The organism is Mucilaginibacter sp. P4_A11, assembly GCF_056402535.1.
Map to the genome: position 1 here is coordinate 86,355 of NZ_JBFUHE010000015.1, position 23,091 is coordinate 109,445.

General features: G+C 43.5%; 10 protein-coding genes. 3 read left to right on the forward strand and 7 right to left on the reverse strand.

The annotated features are described in order from the left end of the window. Nucleotides 1–79: 79 nt before the first annotated feature. The 7 genes from AC1DUD_RS24570 to AC1DUD_RS24600 form a co-directional block, all read right to left on the reverse strand. Complete coding sequence (locus tag AC1DUD_RS24570) at nucleotides 80–1,912, reverse strand: glycoside hydrolase family 35 protein (RefSeq protein WP_477379365.1); 1,833 nt, start codon at nucleotides 1,910–1,912, stop codon at nucleotides 80–82. 51 nt (nucleotides 1,913–1,963) lie between these two features. Further along, nucleotides 1,964–3,070: a glycoside hydrolase family 43 protein gene (locus AC1DUD_RS24575; protein WP_477379367.1), complete on the reverse strand. Its 1,107-nt coding sequence runs from the start codon at nucleotides 3,068–3,070 to the stop codon at nucleotides 1,964–1,966. Between the two features lie 15 nt (nucleotides 3,071–3,085). Continuing rightward, on the reverse strand, nucleotides 3,086–4,321 hold the full coding sequence (locus AC1DUD_RS24580; RefSeq protein WP_477379369.1) for a DUF2264 domain-containing protein: 1,236 nt from the start codon (nucleotides 4,319–4,321) through the stop codon (nucleotides 3,086–3,088). A 47-nt stretch (nucleotides 4,322–4,368) separates the two neighbouring features. Further along, nucleotides 4,369–5,688, reverse strand: a complete 1,320-nt coding sequence (locus tag AC1DUD_RS24585; RefSeq protein WP_477379371.1) for a BNR repeat-containing protein — start codon at nucleotides 5,686–5,688, stop codon at nucleotides 4,369–4,371. A gap of 54 nt (nucleotides 5,689–5,742) precedes the next feature. Next, nucleotides 5,743–7,365: a RagB/SusD family nutrient uptake outer membrane protein gene (locus tag AC1DUD_RS24590; protein ID WP_477379373.1), complete on the reverse strand. Its 1,623-nt coding sequence runs from the start codon at nucleotides 7,363–7,365 to the stop codon at nucleotides 5,743–5,745. A 16-nt stretch (nucleotides 7,366–7,381) separates the two neighbouring features. Continuing rightward, a complete protein-coding gene (locus tag AC1DUD_RS24595) occupies nucleotides 7,382–10,399 on the reverse strand; it encodes a SusC/RagA family TonB-linked outer membrane protein (protein ID WP_477379375.1) in 3,018 nt (1,005 codons plus the stop codon). A gap of 373 nt (nucleotides 10,400–10,772) precedes the next feature. Then, entirely contained in the window at nucleotides 10,773–14,843 is a 4,071-nt protein-coding gene (locus AC1DUD_RS24600; RefSeq protein ID WP_477379377.1) for a two-component regulator propeller domain-containing protein, read from the reverse strand. Between the two features lie 328 nt (nucleotides 14,844–15,171). Between AC1DUD_RS24600 and AC1DUD_RS24605 the strand changes: the two genes are divergently transcribed. The 3 genes from AC1DUD_RS24605 to AC1DUD_RS24615 all read left to right on the forward strand — a co-directional run bounded on the left by AC1DUD_RS24605 (nucleotide 15,172) and on the right by AC1DUD_RS24615 (nucleotide 22,965). Beyond that, nucleotides 15,172–17,064: a 7TM diverse intracellular signaling domain-containing protein gene (locus tag AC1DUD_RS24605; RefSeq protein ID WP_477379379.1), complete on the forward strand. Its 1,893-nt coding sequence runs from the start codon at nucleotides 15,172–15,174 to the stop codon at nucleotides 17,062–17,064. 846 nt (nucleotides 17,065–17,910) lie between these two features. Next, nucleotides 17,911–21,078: a SusC/RagA family TonB-linked outer membrane protein gene (locus tag AC1DUD_RS24610; protein WP_477379381.1), complete on the forward strand. Its 3,168-nt coding sequence runs from the start codon at nucleotides 17,911–17,913 to the stop codon at nucleotides 21,076–21,078. 15 nt (nucleotides 21,079–21,093) lie between these two features. Continuing rightward, nucleotides 21,094–22,965 carry a RagB/SusD family nutrient uptake outer membrane protein gene (locus tag AC1DUD_RS24615; protein ID WP_477379383.1) on the forward strand — a complete coding sequence of 624 codons (1,872 nt, stop codon included), beginning with the start codon at nucleotides 21,094–21,096 and terminating at the stop codon, nucleotides 22,963–22,965. Nucleotides 22,966–23,091 lie beyond the last annotated feature (126 nt).

The following is a 23,091-nucleotide window of genomic DNA, read 5'->3' on the forward strand; positions in this document are numbered from 1 at the left end:
ACAAAAGGCTCAAAGCTCTTAGTTGGTTATTTGCCCAATACACAAAAAAACTTTAAGCCTTAAGCTTTCGGCTTTAAGCTTATTTAACGTTTACTACATCCAATATAGGTTTATCCAATCCTAATAACTGATTTTGCTCAGGCTTTAACAGTTCAAGTACCTCTACGTCGTTATATCCTTTTTTTAACCATTCAACCGGCAGGTATAAGGTTTGCTGCGGACCAATACCCCAGTACCTGCCCAGGTTATGCCCGTTTACCCATACCACACCTTTGCCCCAATTGCTCATATCAAGATAAGTATCGCCTACTTTATCCAGTTTAAAGCCACCTTTCCTGATCACCGGCGACTGTCCATCAGGCTTTGTAGCAGAGAATTTAACAGCATCTAAATCATGAAACGGTAGTGAATACATTTTCCAGTGCTGTAATTCTGCCCCGTTTAAAAGCACCTTTTCGGTGATCCCTTTTTTATTCTGCAAAAGATACTTGCCAAAATTGATGCGGCCAAGGTTTTCTACCAAAATATCAAGCGTCACTTTACCGGCAGGCAATTTTAAGTACAAACTATCCTGATTGAGCCTGCGGTCAAGGGTACCCACTTTTTTACCGTTTATCATGATCACTGCGTAATCCCTCAGCTCTTTAAGTTTTAGCTGTCCGCTTTTGCTTCCGTTTAAAACGGTACGATATAACACAAAGCCGTAATCCTGGTGCAAATCTTCAAAGGTGAGTGAGCTTATATTTTCCTTAGCCGCCGGCAAGGTGTTTAATAAGCTTACCGATTGTGTTAGTTTAAAAGCAGGTATAGTAATAACCGGTTTAGCCGCCGGTACATCTGGTAACTGCATGCCAGCAGGTAAGTGTTTTTGGATTACCTGCCTGAACTGCATGAATTTTGGCGTAGCATTCCCGGCCTCATCTAATGGTGCATCATAATCATAGCTGCTTGTTTGCGGCTCATAAGGTGAGATATCTTTAAAATTAGCGCCGTTCATAAACGCACGTGTTGTGCCGCCATGAAACATGTACATATTGATAGAGATGCCTGCCGCCAGTACAGAATCAAGCCTGCCGGCATAACGTTCGGCAGGGACGGTGTGATGGGCAGTCCCCCACCAGTCAAACCAGGCAGGGTACCATTCGGCGATATAATAGGGGCCTTTACCGCCGTGATTTTCATTAATGATCTTTTTAACCTTTGCAGGATTGTCAATGCCGTTAATGGCAGGCAGCAACCCCGGTAAATGCCCATTCACCAAATCCGGTGCCGGATCGCAGGTGTACAACAGTCCATCAAAACCGGCTTCTTTAAAGAATTTCTGATTAATAGATAGATACTCTTTATCGCTGCCATATGAGCCATACTCGTTTTCGATCTGTACCATTAAGATATTGCCACCATGATTTATCTGCAGCGGGGCTAATTGATTGCCAACCTCTTTAATATAGGTTTGATACTCTTTAAGGTATTGCGCTTCTTTACTACGTACTTCAAGGCCTTTTTCGTTCTGCAGCCAGTAAGGGTATCCCCCAAACTCCCACTCTGCACATACATACGGACTTGGGCGCAGGATCACCCACAGGCCCTCCTGCTGGGCTATGCGCACAAATTCGGCCACATCATTATTACCCGTAAAATCAAACTTACCTTTCTGCGGCTCGTGCAGGTTCCAAAACACATAAGTGCCTATAGTATTCAGCCCCATAGCCCTCGCCATTTTCATGCGGGCACGCCAGGCTTCGCGCGGTACGCGGGGGTAATGCATTTCGCCCGAGATCATCTGGAATGGTTTCCCATCCAGCAGAAAAGCTTCATCACCCAGTGCAAACGTATGCTTTGGCATTTGGCAAAAGCCCGTGACACCCAAAGCCAGAAATAATGTTAAAAAGGATATAATAGTTTTTTTCATGGTCTCCCTATCGCTTTTGCGCTTTGCTGTTTGTAATTATTTTAAAGAGTGTTATTTATTAAATACATCCAGCGTCCATTTGTCCACCCAGTTTATTTCAATATCATCGCCTTTAAAGCTAATAGGCAGCCACAGGTAACGGCCGTCAATGGCATCTTTTGGAGTCCATTTATCAGCTATAAATATGAAAGCATCCTTTTTACCGGCAACCGGAAGCACATGGGTGCTTTGACCGCCATAGGTAATCTTGCTATCCGGGCCCTGGCATGGGTTACCGTGGTAGGTCCACGGGCCCCAGATTGATTTGGCACTGAACCAGCGGGCAGCATTTGGTGCCCAACCTGTACAACCCGAGCCGATCATATAATAAATTCCATTGCGTTTAAACAAGGCAGGCGCTTCGGTTTGATGGCCTATATATATACGGATGAATTTACCGGTGTGACCTGTATAATCAGGTGTCAACTCAGCGAGGTCAAGCGTGAAGTTTTCTTCGGATGAAAAAACGTGGTAAGCTTTGCCATCGTCATCAACAAAGACGGTCATGTCGCGGGCCATCTGGCCGCCCGGCAAATCGCGACAGAAGAAACCATCACTTTTGTTGACCGGGTTAACACAATTAACTTTATCACCTTCGGGGGTAAGCGCCGGGTAAAACGGCATCTGCCCCGGATTTGGGCGATAGCTTTTAATGAATTTATATGGGCCAGTTACCTTATCACTCACCGCAACCCCGGCGCGGGCCGCGCTGTAACCTTTGCCCAATAGCTCAAGGTGGAACCACATCACATATTTCTTCGTCTTTTTGTTATAAACAACCTTTGGCCTTTCCAGGATACAGCCCTTTGCAATATCATTTGTGGTATCGGGCGAAACACTCAGGGAAATTCCCTCGTCTTTCCAGTTGTAGAGATCTTTCGACGAATAGCAATGAACCCCAACCATTGCCCGGTTACCTGCATCGCCGGCAATTTTGTGTTCGCCAAACCAGTAATAAACCCCATTATTATATAGTATGCCACCTCCATGAGCATTAATGTGTACCCCTTTATCATCAGGCCAAATAGCGCCCGGACTAAAACTGGTTAATTTAGTTTGCGCGCGGCCAATGATGCTTAACAGCAAAAAGGCCGGCAATAAAAAGCGATAGTATTTCATATAAAGATGTTTGTATTATTTTCTGATATCAAGTGCATGATCCGCAGGTGCATCCTGGCCGCTCCAGATTTTAACAGCCGTCCATGGCTCATCCGCATCGGCCCAAAACGGATCGGTTTCGGGCAAACCCAATGGTACAAAAACGGTAGCGCAGAAATACAGGCTGCCGGTTGTAATATAAAAATCGGCCAGACCGGGCTGCTTGCCATATAACCCCATATTAAGCCAGCCATCGGCAGTAAAAGTTTGCGGCGCGCCAAGCGTTTTTTTGATCATAGCCGTCAGTGCGCACCTTACCTGTGCGGGTTTCAGGCTTGCGGGCAACTGTTTTTTGTAGGCGATATTAGCCAGGTGATGAAATACACCGCCACGGTAAACTATTGACCTACCAATAGCCGGGTAGCTTCCATCTGCATTGATCAAACGCTCCAGCACCTCGGCATAACGCTGCCCAACGGCAAGCTCCCGCTGTTCTTCACGTACATAAGTTTTCTTTTTGGCGTTAACTTCTTCCAATATGGTGCTCAGGTTTGGGTGAATCACAATGCTGTTGTAATAGTCGAGATGAAAGCTCATTCCATCCGAATACATACCATCACCAACATACCAGTGTTCGGTAAATTCGCGGATCCCAAATTCAACCCTCACCGGATCGTAGCCCAGATCATATTTGCAAAAGAATGCCTCTATCATCCCAGAAAACAAAATCCAGTTGGAGTAAACCGGAACTGTAGCACGGGTAGTCTTCATTACTTCAACCACCTGTTTTTTAGTAGCTTCATCCAGGTGCTCCCATAGCCAGGGACTCCGTACCAATGCAAAAGCAACAAACGAGGCATCAACCAATGGCTGGCCGCCGTTCCATTGCAGGTAGTCTTTGGCTTGCGGATTAACCGCGTTAGCAATGGCTTTTAAAGCCCATGCCCTATATTGCTCACGGAGTTTTACCTCGGCGGCATCGCCACCTTCCAGTTGTAACCAGGGAGCTATACCACTTAATGTGCGGCCAAATGCTTCAAGATAGCCTACCTTGGCACGGCTTTCCTTATTATCAATTTTGTCGGATAGCTGCATCGGCATTTTATCCTTAAGCTGATCGGCTGCGAGGTTGCTGATCACCGGTCGCGCTACCTTATCCATGTAGCTTAACCATAATTTCCGGTCAGGTACTTTGGGTGTATTTTTTTTGCTTTGTGCCGATGCACAAAACGGTATACTTATTAATATGAGGTAAAATATAAGCTTTTTCATCCGGGCTATTTATTTTGTCTGTTGCGTTTTATCGGCTAATTTTATGATCAGGGCTTCCAGTCCAATACCTGTACTTTTGTTGGCGCTATGCTGGCTTTACCTTCTCCATCAACCTGCGTTACCTGTTGTACAAACAGGCTAAGTATTTTTTTATCTTTCCATAGTTCGGTATCATAGGTTGGCTCCCACTCCCCTACAGGTGTAGACATTAAATCACTAACCTGCCAATTTCCATTTTGCAGATCACTGTTTACAGCTACAGAAACTTTATCGCCGCGTTCGGTATCCCTGAAAATAATTGCTGCAGAATGCTTGCCTCCTTTGTTCCAGGCAATGATCTGCGGGCGTGATATCGGGATCCGTTTTGTACCTGTTCCGCCAAGACTGAAAGCAGTCTTCCTAAAACCAAGATCAGCCAAATGCCACTTATGACCCGTGTTAAAAACAATATGGTATTGCGGTATTGTTGTACTGCTATCGCGCCAATAAGTAGCGATAAAGGGGTTACCTTTATCATCGGCAAACATGGATGTTTGATTGATGAGCTCGCTGTGCTGCGGTATTTTGCAGGCATACTCGGCATTGGCAGCGTTGATAGGAAGGGTATATTTTTCGCCTGTTGATTTTTCCCAGGTCAGGCCGCCATCATTTGAGCGGGCATAGCACATATCGTGGTTACTTGCCACATCCGGGCTTTCGCGCCATACCCATGAAATGTGGATAGTCCCTTTTTTATCAATACACATTTGCCAGTAGGCATTGCGTTTACCTTCGCCATCAATTAGGTTTTGCTGTACATTAACCCACTTTTGTGAGATAGTGCTATACTTATTCATCACCAGGTTACCGTTGCCCGAACCGCCGTCGCGATAAACAAATAACAGATCGCCACCCGGCAAACGGTAAAACTCGGGGTAACTTACCTTGCTTTCGATAATACCTGTCATGTTTTGTTGTGCCGCTAAAACCAGGCTGCCGGGCTTAATGCTTTTAGCATAATTCAAAGCCTGATTATGGTGCCCCCAGGCAACGTGTAAGTAGCCGGCTCCATCAACCATAATACTGATATCCTTATGGGCATCAGCAGCATCGGCTTTATATTGCGTTGCAGCAACCTGCCAGTTAACCGATCCGCTTTTTCTTTTAGCCAATACCAATACCTGGTCGTTATTATAATAGGCCGCATACTGTTCACCCTTAAAGGTGACCAATGAGTTTTTGCGGAACACCACCGTATTAACCGAGTTATTTGCCCATCCCAGGCCTATAGTACCGGTAACAACCTTGCCGGTTTGCGCTATTGCAGGCACCGCACCGCAAAGCAGGATGTATAATAAAAGTTGATGTTTTAAACGATATAGCTTCATAAAAGTAAAAGTAAGGGCAATAAATACTGCCCTTACTTTTTATTTGTGTTTTAATTAATAACCTGGATTTTGCTCCAATACTGCATCTTTATTCAACTGAATTTCTGATAGCGGGATGGGCAGCAGCAGATTTTTAGCCGCTATACCTGTTGTTGGGTGAACAGCATCGTTACTGTTTAACCGCGTAGCCCTATCAACCAGGGTACCGGTACGCATTAGGGTTTGGCGGCGATTTTCCTCGCCTATCAGTTCCCGGGCACGCTCATCAAGCACAAAATCAAGTGTTATTTGTGCCGCTGTTACCTGGGGTGCATTAGCCCGGGTTCTTAGCACGTTAATTGAAGTGGCTGCATCGGCAGTTTTACCCTGCTTCATTTGAGCTTCGGCAAGTAATAAATATGTTTCGCCAAGGCGCATCATCGTAAAATCTTTGATCATAGCATAACCGAAAGTATCATTAGGGTCAAAAGCGCCCCATTTAGTTGTACTCGGGCAAATCCTGAATGCGGTATCAGCACCGGCAAATGGTACCGGCTTACCTAACAATGCAGGAAAAGCAGGGTCATTATAATAGTATTTCCTTTTAATGCTGTATTGCGAGTTACGCAGATCGCCTTGCGGATACAGACCGTAAAGTACCCAATTGCTTAGCCTTAACCTGGCAATGCCACGGCCACCCAATGAGTCGCAAGGTAACATTCCGGGAATTGCGTAATAAGCAGCACCCCATACCCTGCGCTGCTGGGCATTATCAACATTACCGCCCACCACAACCGATGGGTTTTCCTGCTCCAATATCCAGATAGCTTCGGTGTTTCCCTGTGCACGGCGTTCATTACCATATACAAACATATCCGAATAATAATCGCCTGCGCCTCCTGCCCTAACCCCATAACGGGCTTTGATCAGGCTAAATTTGCCACTGTTAATAACAGCCTGCGCTTGTTGTTCGGCAAGGTCGTTCTTACCCATCCGCAAATAAGCCTCTGCCAACAGTTGCATGGCCATGTATTTATTAGCCCTGCCTACGGGTTTACCCTGAGCATTAGTTTTTGCGGTACCGGCATTTAAGTCGGCCAGATTGGTACTGGCATAAGTAAGGTCACTTACGATAAGTGCGTTTAACTCATCAAGCGAAGCTCGGGTAAAATTTATTTTGGGAACAGTTAATGCATGATCGGTAAGCGGAACTTTACCAAATAAGGTAACCAGGTTATTATAGGCATATGCCCTGAAAAACTTAGCCTCGGCCTCAACCTGTTTTTTACCTACAGGGCCTAATAATGTATTTGACGGATTTTCGGCGTTATCAATTATGATATTGGCGTTATTGATAAGGGCGTAGTATTTGCCCCAGATATAATTGGCGGCACCATCTTGTGATGTTAACAGGCTATAGTTGTAATAAGGGACCTCGATACCCTGCTGCTGTATGGTAGAATTTGCCACATCGGTACCTACCTGCCAAACACTTGGCCAACCCTGTGCGCTTGAATACGTTAGGATACCGGTTTCAAGATTGTATAAACCTATTGCCGATGCCTCCATACCTAATGAATCGGTGACAGTAAGGGGTGTATATGACGAGAATGGCTTTTCGTCGAGATATGATTTTTTGCAGGAAGCGAACACGGTTAGTGAGGCTGCAAAGAGTAATATTGCTGAATAATTTTTCATGTCTTTTACTGGTTCTTTATTTTAAAGAAATATTGGCACCTAAAATGATTGTACGGGTTTGAGGATAATTATTTGTCCAATCGCCCGATCCGCGGGTTGAGTAACTGGCCTCAGGATCCCATCCTATCCAGTTCGTAAAAGTTTTCAGGTTACGACCACTCAAATAAAAGGTTAAACCGCTTATGCCTGCTTTATCAAGCAGTCTTTGGGGAACCACATAGCTAAAGGTGACATCTTTAATGCGGGTATAGCTGGCATTGCGCGGATAACCATAACCACGTGTGTTGGTATAGGTTAATGACTGAAAGTCGTTACTGTTGTTGGTTGGTGTCCAGTAGCCAACTGCCGCAGGTGTATTTCTTCTGCCCGATTCGTCGGCATAATTTAAATCGGCATTATTTTTTAACATGCCCTGTGCCGTTTGTACAAAAATGCTCAGGTTAAAATTTTTATAATGAAAAGTGTTGGTTAAACCGCCAGTCCATTTAGGGTCCTGCTGGCCCAATACAACTCTGTCACCATCGGCAGTAATTTTACCATCGCCGTTAATATCGGCAAATTTCAAATCGCCAGGCTTAGCAACCGGATCCTGTTTGGAAGGATCTTCGCCTGTTTGCCAAACGCCTGTCATTTTATAATCATATATCACATTGATAGGTTTGCCGATAAACCACTTGTTACCTATATCATCTTTGCCATCGCCATAAAGTGCAACAATTTTATTTTTATTTGATGCAAACACGATAGTGCTTTCCCATCTAAAATCTCTGCCATCAATATTGCGGGTATTTAATGTTACCTCAATACCTTTATTAGCAACTTTACCAATATTATCAACCACCACATTATAACCGGTTACTAATGGCAGCGCGCGGTTTAGCAACAACCCGGTTGTTCTTGAATCATAATACTCTACGGTACCGCTAATCCGGCTTTTTAATATCGAGAAATCGGCAGCAATATTGGCCTGGTTGGTACTTTCCCAGTGCAGGTTACCGTTACCAAGGTTACTTGCCTGTATACCAACACTGCTTACGCCGTTAAATGGAAACCTTACCGTACCATCAGATGTTATGGTTCTGTACACACTCACCGCTTCATTACCTGTTTTACCGTACGATGCCCGAAGCTTTAGGCTATTGATCACCTTTGAGTTTTTTAGAAAATCTTCATTAGATGCATTCCAGCCAAGTGCGGCAACAGGGAACCAGCCATATTTTGATGTATTAGCACCAAACACAGATGAACCATCGCGTCTGACAGTTACTGTTGCTAAATAACGGCTGTCATATGAATAATTTAACCTCGCCATTTGTGAATTAAGTGCATACCTGTCTGAATAGGTACCTGAAAACGAATTGTTAACCGTTGCACCTGATACCGTTGCACCAATACCAACCTGATTAAATGACAGCTCATCATTTATATAGCCGGTACCTGCTATTCCTGATGTGAAATATTTGCGTTGCTGCGCACTGTATAACCCGGTAAAATCAATCCGGTGCTTACCAAAATCGCGGGTATAAAGTAAAAGGTTATCAAGCGTGTAACTGTTGGTTTCGGAACTTAGGGCAGCAGCCGATCCCAAAGGGGTATTTGCCAAACGTCCGCTATAGCTATCAACACGGGTAGGCAGGTAAGTGTATCCGGCATTTAAGCGATATTTTAAACCTTTGAGCACACCGCCAAATTTAACTTCGGCATAACCGTTACCACTGATGTTTACGCTGCGGTTTATCTGATCAGTAGTTAAGCCAAGCAGCGGGTTGGTATATAACTGCTCAGGCGCCATTGGATAAATGGTGTAAGTACCATCGGCGTTGTAAACATTACCATATGGGCTCATAGCGGTAGCATTCAACAAATTTGCCCTGCCCCCATCATAGTTATTATTGGCGAAATACAGATTTGCGCCTATGCTCAGGAAGCTGGTTACGTTCACATCTAAATTTGAACGTACGCTGGCACGGTTATACTGATAGCCCTTTATAACACCTTTTTGTTTTAGGTAATCACCCGATAAAAAATATTTAACATCGGGTGTTCCACCGCTTACGCTCAGGTTATGATCCTGCATAAATCCTTGTTGGGTAACTTCTTTTACCCAGTCAATAGTACGACCTGCGGCATAGTTAGCCCTTTCAGAGTTATTATATACCGGCTCCGGAAATTGCTGGGTTAGGTGGTTTTGCGATTCATAATCAAGAAATTTTTGGGTAAAAGAGGCGGGATCACGCGGCTCAAGAATATGCCCGAGGTTTTCATAACCGGCATAACCATTGTAACGGATAACGGGTTTACCTGTTGTACCACGTTTTGTTGTGATCAGGATAACACCCTGTGAGCCATTTGCACCATAAATTGCCACTGCAGATGCATCTTTCAGGATTTCCATAGAAGCAATATCATTTGGATTAATATCATTAAGCGACCCGCCGCTTTTTGTTAACGGGATACCATCAACAACCACAAAAGGTCCCGAAGCTGCCGAAATAGAATTTTGCCCCCTTACTGTAACTGAAGGTTGCCGACCCGGAATAGATGATGATGTGGTTACAGTTACCCCTGCAACGGCACCTTCTATAGCCTGTAAAACGTTAGTAACAGGCAATTGCGACAGGCGGGACTTTGGAACCGTTGTGACCGAACCCGTAACATCCGAACGTTTTTGGGTACCATAACCTACAACCACTACTTCATTAAGCTGCTTGTTATTGTCCTCAAGTACTACGTTCAATGTAGTTCTGTTTTTAGTAACTACTATGGTTTTCGGAACCATGCTCACAAACGAAATCCTTAGCGTAGAGCCCTCGGTTACTTCAATTTTAAAAGCACCATTAACATCGGTTGTGGTTGACTGGGTTGTACCCTGGATGTTAACTGTCGCACCTGGCAGGGCATTGCCTGTGGCATCTTTTACAACGCCTTTTACATTAATTTTTGTTTGCGCATTTGCTATTTGAGTTATGCCCAGCAGCATGATCATCAAAAGCCATACGGAAAAACTGTTTAAATGAGTAAATCTATATTTCATAATTTAATTGGTTATTGGGTTTATTTAATTTGGATTTTCGATTGTGATCCGTGCTTATCCGGGGCGATTTAACACCACAGCAGATGCGATCCAATTGCGCGTTTTTGAAACTTTCATTACATTAATTTTTAGTTTATGAATTGCCGGCAATAAAATATTGGTACTGATTATTGCCTGTCGGTTGAAACGAAATAAGCGGAATTTGGCAATACGAGAGAGGGGTAAAACTATAAATTACCGGGGTCAAAACATACAAAAACACGCCTTTTTGATAGTTTTTGTAGAATACACGAGAAAATAAGTGTCAAATTCACTTTTATTTTATTTCAGGAAGCTTTCCTCGTGATGAGATATCACCCTAATAATGGCAGGACTATTTGGAAGAGTTTTTTTCGAACTCGTTCATACGATACGAAATTTGAAAACTGGCGCGGTGTTTCTTGATGAAATCCGACGGGTTGATATTATATTGCTTGAAGAATTGCTCTCGAAAGTATTTCACATCGCTGAAGCCAACCTGGAACGCAGCTTCGTTAACATTGCAATTGGTTTGGATGAGTAATTCGGCAGCTTTGCGCAGGCGCACAAAGCGGATAAAATTATTAACCGACTGCCCGGTAATGTTTTTAAGGCGTTTAAATAAGGTTGCATAGCTGATACCGATCTCCTTGGCCAACACATATACATCAAACTTATCGTCGGTAAAATAATGCTCGATCACCGAAATACAATTATTCAGGAAGTCTTTATTTTCCTGCGAAATACTGCGGCCGGTACTTTTTTTGGTAACCTCTTTATAAAAATAGTTTTGCAGCTCAGTTTTATTGCGTAATACGCTTTTTACCCGGGCTATAAGCAGTTCTTTATCAAATGGTTTGCGTAAAAAATCAATAGCACCCTCATCTATGCTCTTCAGCATAATATCGGGCGTGGTATCACCCGTTAGCAGGATCACAGGGATATGGCTTATAGCCTGATCCTCTTTTATAATGCGGCACAGATCAAGCCCGCTCAGGCCATCCATAACTATATCGCTTATAATTACGTCGGGCATGTGTTTTTTTATCAGCTCAAGGCCTGTTGCACCATTTTGGGCTTCAATCACATTATATCCCGGCGTAAAGATCTTTTTGATGTATGAACGGATCTGATCATTGTCATCAATCACCACAAGGGTATGCCTGGCCGAACTGAATAGCTCTAATGCAGCCAGATCATCCTCTTCCGCCGCAATCGCTTTGTTGTCATCATCAATAAGCTCATTTACATAAGTATAATCCGGTACAACATCCTCAACTATCGCATCCCCGGCAAAATGGGCTTTACCCTTTGGCATTGCAAGCACAAATGTAGTACCGCCATCGGGATTGTTAGAGTAGCTGATATTACCCTTATGGCTTTCAATAAAAACCTTAACCAGGTATAAGCCTATACCAAAACCTTTGCGGAAATAGTTTTTGTCCTTTGCCTGGTAAAATTTATCGAACAGCCTGTCACCCGCCTCTGCATTTATCCCTATACCGTTATCCATTATCTTAAAATATACATGAACATCGTCCTGTTCAATTATAATATGGATTGTACCGCGGTCGGGCGTAAATTTTATAGCGTTTGAGATCAGGTTGAACAAAGCTATTTCAATCTTCTCCAGGTCGCCGTACACTTCAATGCTTTCTGATTTGCTTTCAAGGGTGTAATTAAGCTGTTTAATTTTTGCCTGCTGAATAAAGCATGAATAAACCTCATTACATAAGCTTACAAAATTCAGCTTGCTGACTTTCAGCGATGCATTTTCGCTTTCGGTTTTCCTGAAAAGCAATAAATGATCAACCAAACCCAGCAGACGGCGTGCATTGCGGTATATGGTGCTCAGCTCTTCTGTATTTCCCTTGTTTTGATTAAGAAGATCCTTTATAGGATTAATAATAAGCGTTAACGGTGTCCTGAACTCGTGTGATACGTTGGTAAAGAAAGTCAGCTTCTTTTCATTGAGCTCTTTTTCCTTTTCTACCTGTAAATTGGCCAGCTTTACTTTAAACCTGAGTTTGGCCTGGTTTACCCTGTAATTATAAAATGCATAGGCTATGGCAAACACCACCGACAGGTAAATTAGGTAAGCCCACCATGTGCGGTACCAGGGCGGTAAAACAATAATTTTAATGGAGATCGGCGCAGCCGTCCATTGGCCTTCTGTGTTGGTAGCCCTGATCCTGAGTGTATAAGTGCCTTCATTTAACCGTGAAAAATAGGCCGACTTTAGTTTACCCACGTAGTTCCAGCCATGGTCCCAGCTTTCAAGATAATATGCATAGGAGATCTTATCAGGAAATGAATATTCAAGCGCAGTGTAGCTGATATTTAAGGTAGCTTCACTAAACGGGATGGTCACTTTTTTCAATTCGTTTAACGGCAGCTTTTGTGTATATGTGCTACCCTGCTCAATTGATGCATTATTTATTTTAAAATCAGAAAGCATTAACCGCGGCTGATGAACGTAAGAGGCAATACTATCAGGCGAGAAAAGGTTGAACCCTTTTATACCGCCAAAAAGCATTTTACCCGATGCCAGCTTTAGCGCCGCGTTATAATTAAACTGGTTGCTTTGCAGCCCGTCGGAAGCATTATAATTGGTGATCTTTTTTGTTGTTACGTTAAAGTTGGAAAGGCCGTTATAACTACTGCACCATAAATTCCCGCTGTTATCTATCAGGATATTCAAGATCGTATTGCTGGGCAGCCCGGCCGATTCCGTATACCTTTTATATTGATTAGTATGGGTATCGTATTGAAGCAGCCCTCCCCCTTCAGTGCCTACCCATAAATTGTGCTTATTATCTTCGGTAATAGCCCGGATGGCCTGGCCAATAAAGTAAATCCGGTGCTTTTTATTTTGAATATCAATTTTTATCAGACTGTTGTAGTTGCCTGCCCAAAGGTTGCCGGCATGGTCCTCAAAAAGTGCGTGGATATTTACCAGGCTTTTATCAAAAAGTTCAAACTGATCTTTAGCACGATTGTACAAAAACAGAGCACCTCCCCAGGTGCTGCCGGCCCACAGGCGGTGTTGCGAATCTTCATAAAGCTTCCAAAAATTCCGTTCCTCCTTTTTGTCTACCGGGTTGTAGCAACTATAATGCTTAAACTGCCGGGTAGCATTATCAAACGCATCAATACCGCCGTTAAAGGTAGCCACCCATATTTTGTTGGTATAATCGTTTAAAATACTTACTACAAAATTACTGCTGATGGATCCCGGGGCGTTTTGATGCACATAGGGAGTAAATGTGTTTGTTTTGGTATCCCAATAATTTAACCCACCGCCATCGGTACCAACCCAAATATTATGTAGCTTATCCTCACAAAACGACAGAATAAAATTATTGATAACGCTGTTTTTATTAAAAGCATCGTGTGCAAACAAATGGAATGACGCCGGCTTACGGTCAATAATGTTTACACCGCCCCTTAAGGTTGCTATCCAGATCCGGGATTCATCATCTTCATAAACAGCGTCAACGGCACCGCTGCGTAGGCTATTGGGCGTTTCGCCGGCGGTGATATAAGTAATGTTACCCACCGCCGGGTCCCAAACTTTGATCCCTCCACCGTTTGTGGTAACCCAGATATCCCCGTTTTTTGTTGTGGCAAGGCTAAAAATGCTGTTATTTATTAATTTGTTAAGCCCTATGTCAAGCTTTGTGGTTTTCAGCGTAAGCGGATCGTACATAAACAACTCGTTACCCAACCCTGCAATCACTTTTCCTTTTCCATCGATAGTTATACTCCCCGCATTCGCCAATTCGGGCGCTACAATTTTTATCTTATCAGTTGCAGCATCATATCGGCCAAGCCCGGCCCCACTTACCAGCACCCATATGGTTCCCTGCTTATCCATCCGCGCTGCAAGCGTATTGAACCGCTGTTTCTTGACATCATACAAGATCTCTTTGCCGATAGTATCTGTTCTTCCAAATTTCAGGAAGCCATATGTACCATTAGTGGCAAAAATATTACCTGACTTGTCGGCTACTATTTCATTGATGTTAAACCCGATCTTAACAGGCTGTTTTTTTTCATTATAACAATAAAGTGCATGAAAGCGGGAATCGGCATAATCAAAAAACATGAGGCCCTTTTCAGTCCCCACATATAATCGCCCGCCGCAAGCATTAATAGATTTAATGTGATTGTTAACCAGCGAATTTTTATCCCCCCAAATATTCCGGAAAACCTTAAATGTGTAACCATCATAACGGCTAAGGCCATCGTAAGTTCCCATCCACATAAAGCCATATTGATCCTGTGTGATACAGGTTACCGCGTTATTTGAAAGACCGTCTTCAATACCTAAATATCTAACCGGAAAACCCGGGCCTTTTGCTGAGGTTATGAAAGAATAACATAAAAAAGGAATAAGCAATAAAGCCTTTAGTCGCTCAAACATTAGCCGGATAATCGATAACTGGTTAGGTCCAAAGGTATCAAAATGCAACAGGCTTTTATTCGCAGATTTTATCCTTTTTTGATAAGGTAGAAATAGCAATACAACAAAAGCCTATCAAAAGATATAAAGAAAATAACACCCATATTGGCGACAAATAATTAACATTTAATTATATTTGAGATATTATAAACCGGTTGTTAATAAACATTTATTGTACACGGCCATCATTCCTGAAATTGAGAATACTGTAACTACGCGTATTTAAATTGTACAGTTATAGTGGGTCATACTTATTTATTAAAAACATTTGATTAAACATTTACCCGCATTGACTAAGTATTTATTTATTTTTTATTTGTGCCTCTGGGCGCTTACTTCACGTGCGCAAAATGTAGTCAGCATTGATAAAAGTATTCAACAGCATAAGTTTACCCTTAATGAGGTAAAATACCTGCAAGACAGCGCCGGAAAACTAACATTCCAGGACATACAGACAATGAGTTCGTCTTTTGCCGAAAACAGCTCATACTATCCCAGTAATCACCATAAAACCTCTACTTACTGGTTCCGCGTACGGATGTATTTTGACCAGCCTGTAAGCGGCAACAGCATCATTGAGCTGTTTGATCAAACAACTGATGAAGTAACGGCTTATATGCCTGATGCAGCGGGCGGGTATATCAAAAATGAGTCGGGCGCTAATCTTGATTTTAGCAGCAGGCTTTTTCATCATAAAAACTTCGAGTTCCTGATCGGGGATACCCAGGCAGGCTATCATACCTATTATTTCAAGATAAAATCGCACAATGCGGTTAACGTTATTATAGTTTACCGTACCATTAATTACTTTATTCACTATGCGCTTAATGAATATTTAACCTACGGCCTGTTTTATGGCATGATCCTTATTTTTTGTTTCCATAACCTGCTCATGTTCCTGGCGGTTAAAAAGAAACAATACCTATACTACGTATTTTACATTTTAAGTGTAGGGCTGTATGAGATGAGTGCCGACGGCATAGCGTTCCAATATTTATGGCCCGGGATTCCTGGTTTAAATCACTATGGCAATGGCATTTCCTTATACTTTATCAGCATTTGTGCACTGGTATTCAGCAAGGCATTGTTGCAGGTTAAAACAAAAGCTCCGCAATTTAACCGGCTTATAAATTATGTGGTTTTGCTGCGCACTACTTACTTCCTTTACTGCCTTATTTTCAACAAATCACTGTTTGTTTATAAGTTTGTTGAGGTGATCCCGCTATCGCTGGCCTTTATTACCGGTTTATATATTTATAAAAATGGTTACAAGCCAGCCCGCTTTTTTGTATTAGCCTACTCGGTGCTGTTTATAGGCTTTATTGTAAAAGCACTTACCGCCCTTGGTTATACCTATTTTTTACCAGACCCGATAAGTTACTACAGCCTCAGTTTTTGTTTTATTATTGAGATGGTGTTGTTATCATTTGCCATTGGCGATCAGGTACGGATTCTTCGGAAAGAAAAAGATGCGGCCCATGAGGAAACCATAAGGCAGATGCAGTTGAACAGCCAGTTACAGGACTCGATCAATGAGGAATTGGAACGGCAAGTACGGGTACGGACACGTGAACTGGTCGAAAAATCAAACGAGGTAAGGCAGCAAAGCCAGATCATCGAAAACCAAAATACAGAACTGCTGCGGGCCAACCTGCAACTGGAAAAACAGGCCGGCGAAATATTACGAATGAACGTTTTACTTGAAAAAGATAACGTTCAACTGAAAACCAATATTGAAAAGGTTACCGAATCGCGTGCCTTATCCACAGAGCTGGGTTATGAGGAATTTAGTGCCAAGTATCCCGATCAGGAGACCTGCTTTAAATTCCTGTCGGCTTTAAAATGGAAGGATGGCTTTATTTGTACCCGCTGCTCAAACCCAACCTATTGCGCCGGGAGACTGCCGCACAGCCGCCGGTGTACCAAATGCAGTTATGAAGAATCGGCTCTGCATAATACCATATTTCAAAACAGCCGCATTCCCATTAACAAAGCGTTTTACCTTACTTATCTTATTTACAGTACCAACGGAACTATCTCATCACATCAACTTTCCGAAAAGCTCGATATCAGGCAAAGCACCTGCTGGACCTATGCCATCCGCATAAAAAAGGTACTACAGGAAAAGAAAAAATCGCGTAAGAAGAACGATCAGCAAGGTTGGACAGTGTTGGTGATGTGATTAGTGTGCATTACAAAGACTTCCAAAAGACGCATGTGGTGCGTTTCTACACTACGACCCTAAATTGTTTCGTTGTTTCGCTGTCCGTAGACTCTGTCTACGGACAAGTATGCCTGTAGTCTTCGACTACAGAATGCAATCATCAAGAATAATTCGATATTTTAACTACATGTAGTTGCAAATTACAGGCATAGTAAATCCGTAGACAGAGTCTATGGATAGCTGACTCTGAATGGAAAATAACATCTCCGCCGCGTCATGCTGAACTTGTTTCAGCACCCCACTAGAAAGGTCGCCGACTTGCTCAGCATGTGGCTTAGCGAGTGAGGTGTTGAAACAAGTTCAACATGACGATAATTTTTTTCGTTCCCTCAAGGTCTTTAACCAAGCTTCCCACCCTCTCATTTCCCTCATCAAAACTTGGTTTTCTGCATAATAAAGCAGGTTTTAACCACTCTCTAATCCCCTCAATTGTCATTTTTTAAATTATTTTCACTTTTTTTTCTTGTTCACAAAGCGTATCACCTGTAAAAATCAACCGGGTGTAACCCGCTGTAAATACGCCACTTCAACGTTTGAGTTTATCGTTATCAAAACGTATCAAAATTGATTTAAATATCTTAAAATCAATAACTTACATACAATCCACCTATTGCATAATTGATTTATTCCACGTTAAATTTACCCCACCAATTACCAATTAGTAATACGCTTAACCAACAAATTGTACAAATGAAGTAAACACCGCACGGCAGTACCTACCTGCATTGCTATTGTGTAAACCAGGTTTGCCTTTAGCGAATTCCGGCAGCCGCGGCTGCTTAACCAACTAAACAGCAATTAATTATGAAGAAAAAAATTACGCTAATTTTTGTTTTACTTATTACAATACTGACACGGTCCTTTGCACAGGACATTACCGTGAAGGGGATTGTTAAAGACAGCCAGGGTTTGCCAATACCCGGCGCCACCGTTAAAAACAAATCAACGGGAGCCGTAACTGTTACGGATGTAAAAGGCGGTTATTCCATTACCGCAAATGGTAACGCAACACTTGTATTCAGCTTTGTGGGTTCGGCTACGCAGGAGCAACCAATTAAAGGCCGCACCACTATTGATGTAACGCTGGCCGATGCCAACAAACAACTGGAAGAGGTCGTGGTAATAGGTTACGGTACACGTGCAGTAAAAGATGTTACGGGTGCCATCAGCAGTGTTAAAGCCGAGAAATTGGAGAACGAACACCCAGCCAGCGCTACCGACATTATCAGGGGTAATATCCCCGGTATTTCGGTTGCTCTGAATACCTCGGCCAAAGGCGGTGGTACAGGCGACTTGCAGATCAGGGGTAAAGCCTCGCTTTCGGGCAACGTTCAACCTGTTATCGTTTTAGACGGTGTTATTTATCCCGGGCAGCTGGCTGATATTAACCCTAACGATATCGATCGCGTTGATGTACTGCGCGACCCAAGTGCGCTTGCCGTATACGGTGCGCAATCGGCAGGTGGCGTTGTTGCTATCACTACCAAAAAAGGAAAAAAAGGTGGGACTCAAATCACCTTAAATGCCAACTTTGGTATTGCACAGCTACTTCAAAATCAAAAATATTATACAGGCGATGGCTTCCTTAACTGGCGCGCCGACGGAGCCCGCAGTTCCAATACTTCAAACCCCTATTATTATTACAGCAACCCTAACAAGTTGCCCGATGGTGTAACGTTACAGCAGTTCTTAAACGGTGCTACCGGCGATCCAACCACCATTTGGCTGCAGCGTTTAGGTTTATTCCCGAACGAGATTGCCAACTACCAGGCTGGTAAAATTACCGACTGGTCGAAACTGATATTCCGCAATGGTTTCCGCCAGGACTATACCGGCAGCTTTTCGGGTAGTTCAGAAACGGTTAAATACTATGTATCCGGCAACTACACCAAAAACCAGAACCTGATCCAGGGCGGACAGTATACCGACGGTCGTTTCCGTGTAAACCTGGAAGGTAAGGCCGCTAAGTTTTTAACGCTTGGTGTTAACGCCCAGTTTGCAAGCCGCGATGAAGGTTCTGCCAGCACTCCGTTAAGCGGTCAGGGCATTGATGGTACTGAAGCCGACTGGACGCAGATCATCAACTCATCACCTTATGGCGATATGTACAATGCAGATGGTTCCTTACGCCGGATAGATACCGATGACAGCGGTCTGAACCAGCGTAACCCATTCCTCGGTAACCGTTACAATCAAAACGTGGCCGTTCAAAACACCCTGTTCTCTGTACTTTTTGCCCGTTTGGATCTTCCTTTTGGCATTAAGTATACCGTGAACTATGCACCAACCATCGAATCGTACAGGAACTTCTTCTTCCGTCCGGTGGCTAACCCTAACGAACTTACGGGCGGTACTGCTATCCGAACACAGGAAAACCGGTACAGGTATAACCTTGATAACATATTAAGCTGGAACAAAAGCTTTGGCATCCATAGCTTTGATGCAACCTTCCTGCTCAACAAAGAAAAATATTCAACCTGGTATACCAACGCTTCAAATACACAGCTAACCCCTACCGATATTTTGGGTTATCATAACATTGGCGCAGGTACGTTACCTGTTGAAAGCAGCGACGACCGTGTTTATAACGCAGATGCCATCATGGGCAGGATCAACTATACATTGTTAGGCAGGTATATTGTTACCGCTACTGTACGCCGCGACGGCTTTTCAGCCTTTGGTTTGGAACATCCCCGCGAGGTTTACCCTTCGGCAGCAGTTGCCTGGGTATTCAGTGATGAAAACTTCATGAAAGGTGATGCTTTTAAATGGCTTGATTATGGTAAATTACGTTTCAGCTACGGGGCCAACGGTAACCGTACCTCAACTACTACTGCTGATCCATCTATATCCTTAGCTGTATTAGGCGGCATCAAATACCCAACTGCAAACAATTCCGGTACAGTTACCAACAACAGCGGTATTTATGTAAGTACGCTGCAAAACGCGGCGTTGAAATGGGAACGTACTGTAGGGCCAAACATTGGGCTTGATTTCACCATATTGCACAACAGGCTTAGCGGTTCAATAGATGTTTATGATCGTAAAACTACCGACCTGCTTGTTAAACGCAGTATTCTTGACGTTCAGGGCTACAACTCATTAAACGATCTGCCGGGCGGCGCTAATAACTCCAACCCATATACCAATATAGGCCAGGTTAACAACAAAGGTTTTGAAATTTCATTGGATGGAAAAATTCTTAAAAGCGAAAATTTCAACTGGAATGCCAGCGGAACATTTTTCCTGAACCGCAATAAGATCGTTCACCTGTATGGTGCATTCCCTGTTACTGATGCCAACGGTGTTACCACTAATGTTGAAAAAGATGATATCGGCAACGGCTGGTTTATTGGTCACGATATAAATGCCGTTTGGGATTACAAGATCCAGGGCGTTTGGAAAACAACTGAGGCCGATCAGGCTGCTAAATACGGCGCTAAACCTGGCGATTTTAAACTTCAGGATGTAAACGGCGACTTTAAGTTCACTAACGATGATAAGCAATTCCTGGGTTCACAAAACCCAAGCTTCAGTTGGTCATTACGCAACGATTTCAACTTCCTTAAACATTTTGATGTATCGTTCCTGCTGGTATCAAGCATTGGCCAGTTAAAACAATATAATCAGGCATTGAACAATCCAGGCAGCGTAGGTTTTGCCCGTATGAACTCATACGTACTGCCTTACTGGACCCCTGATAACCAGATCGATGATTACGCCCGTTTAAATTCAGGCTCATCTGGCACTACTATTAACGTTTGGCGCAAAGCTTCGTTTGTAAGGCTGCAAACTGCTTCAATCGGTTATACTTTCAGTCCGCAATTGATCAAACGCCTGGGCATATCAAGCGCCAAATTATTTGTGAACGCAAGCAATGCCGCAGTGTTCTCAAGCTGGCCGCTTTGGGACCCGCAAAACGGCGGCCCTACTCCAAGATATTTATCAGCCGGGTTTAACATAGTTTTTTAAAGGAGGGATTTATACATGAACAAGATAAACAAAAACATCATGGCTGCAGCTTTAACAGCGGCAACCATATTTATAACGGGAGGCTGTACCAAGCGGGCTGATCTTTATCCGCAGGCACCATCAAAATTTACACCCGATGTAACTTACACCTCTCCAGCTGCATTTAAAGCCGCTTTGGCTACACTAAATGTAAGCGTTAGGTTTGAGTATTTCGGCGACTCGGCCCCGTTACTTACCGAATCGATATTTACCGATGCCGCCGTTGAGGGCACTACCGATAAAACCACACCGGCGCAGGATTTGAACGCGCGTATCACCCCTACTGCCAACTTAAACAGCGACGACTATAACAAAATAGGCCGCTACTGGAGCTCATGGTACCAGGGTATACATGACTGTAACGTTATTTTATCAAGAATCGATAACATCAAATGGCCGTCAGATGCTGATAAAAACCTGGTAAAAGCCACTGCATTGTTTCACAGGGCTTACCGCTACTATCGTTTGGTGCATGAATTTGGCGATGTGCCATTGCTGCTAAAAGAAGAAACTGCTGTAAATACAGGTTACTTCAGCACGCAGCGCATTGTGATCCTTAAGCAAATGAAAACCGACCTGGAGTTTGCTGTAGCTAACCTTACCGATGCAAATGCCAAAGGCGATATTTCAAAAGGCGGCGCGGCCCACCTTTTGGCTAAAGTTGACCTTGCCCTTGGTTTGTTTGATGATGCTATCGCTGCGGCCAACGTTGCTATCAATGGCCCTTATCACCTCATGACCAACCGTTTTGGTATCGTAGCGGGTGATGCTTCAAAAAACATCATATGGGACCTTCACCGTCCCGAAAACAAAGCACTGGGAACCAATGCCGAAGCTTTATATGTAGTGCTTGACCGCGAAACGCTTGATGGTGCTACGCCAAACGGATCGCAGGTAATGAGGAACTGTGTGCCTATGTGGCATAACGGTACTATCCTTACCCCCGGCGCGCTTAAACCGGGTATTTCGGATAAAGTAACAGAAGAGTTTCCGCTTACCTTATGGTATGGCCGTGGTATAGGCCGTTTACGTGGTACACCTTATGCTACCAAATACATCTGGACAGATAATACCGACTTAAGGCACGCTCCCGGAAACTGGATGAACATGACCGATCTTGTTTACAACAGTCCGGCTATCAAAACTTCCGATCCTACCTGGTACGGCAAACACCTTGAGCAGTATACCGATGCCAACGTTAGCAAACGTTTCCTTAATGGTGCCAAAGATACCATCCGTGCATGGTTTGGCTGGCCGCACTATAAGGTATTCATCGGCTCAGGCCCTATTGCGCTTGATAAATGGTGGAGCCCGCCGCGCGGTACCAACACCGACTGGTACGTTTTCCGCTTAGCCGAAACTTACCTGCTGCGTGCCGAGGCATACATATGGAAAGGACAAAATGCACTTGCCATGGATGATATCAACAAAGTAAGGGCACGCGCCAATGCACAACTGTTAACCGATCCAGGCAATGTAAACATAGGTACCATCCTTGACGAACGCCAAAGGGAATTGTATTGGGAAGAGCCGCGTAAAACCGAGCTCACCCGCATAGCTTACATCTTTGCGCAAACAGGGATCCCTGCCTATAACGGAAAAAGCTATAACGTGGCCAATTTTTCAACAAGCAATTTCTTTTATGACAGGATCATGGAGAAGAACGATTTTTACAAAAATCCAAATGTTGTAACCAACTCAGGTAACCACTATACTATTTCGCCATACCACGTATTGTGGCCTATCCCGCAAAGCGAGATCGACCTGAACGTAAACGGCCATATTAACCAAAGCAAGGGTTATTCGGGCTCTGAAACCAATATACCACCTTTGGATAAGGTACAATAGTTAACACCAAACTGTAACATTTGAGCCGGGCATTAGTCAATGATTAGTGCCCGGTTTTTGTTTTATGCAGATCTTAAAGGATAAAATAATTAGTTGCGAAGCACTTTTTTTCACATATTTAAATCA

What these genes read in the sequence shown, in the direction of transcription:
- AC1DUD_RS24570 (WP_477379365.1), bottom strand. Translation starts at nt 1,912, where the DNA reads ATGAAAAAAACTATTATATCCTTTTTAACATTATTTCTGGCTTTGGGT.
- AC1DUD_RS24575 (WP_477379367.1), bottom strand. Translation starts at nt 3,070, where the DNA reads ATGAAATACTATCGCTTTTTATTGCCGGCCTTTTTGCTGTTAAGCATC.
- AC1DUD_RS24580 (WP_477379369.1), bottom strand. Translation starts at nt 4,321, where the DNA reads ATGAAAAAGCTTATATTTTACCTCATATTAATAAGTATACCGTTTTGT.
- AC1DUD_RS24585 (WP_477379371.1), bottom strand. Translation starts at nt 5,688, where the DNA reads ATGAAGCTATATCGTTTAAAACATCAACTTTTATTATACATCCTGCTT.
- AC1DUD_RS24590 (WP_477379373.1), bottom strand. Translation starts at nt 7,365, where the DNA reads ATGAAAAATTATTCAGCAATATTACTCTTTGCAGCCTCACTAACCGTG.
- AC1DUD_RS24595 (WP_477379375.1), bottom strand. Translation starts at nt 10,399, where the DNA reads ATGAAATATAGATTTACTCATTTAAACAGTTTTTCCGTATGGCTTTTG.
- AC1DUD_RS24600 (WP_477379377.1), bottom strand. Translation starts at nt 14,843, where the DNA reads ATGTTTGAGCGACTAAAGGCTTTATTGCTTATTCCTTTTTTATGTTAT.
- AC1DUD_RS24610 (WP_477379381.1), top strand. Translation starts at nt 17,911, where the DNA reads ATGAAGAAAAAAATTACGCTAATTTTTGTTTTACTTATTACAATACTG.
- AC1DUD_RS24615 (WP_477379383.1), top strand. Translation starts at nt 21,094, where the DNA reads ATGAACAAGATAAACAAAAACATCATGGCTGCAGCTTTAACAGCGGCA.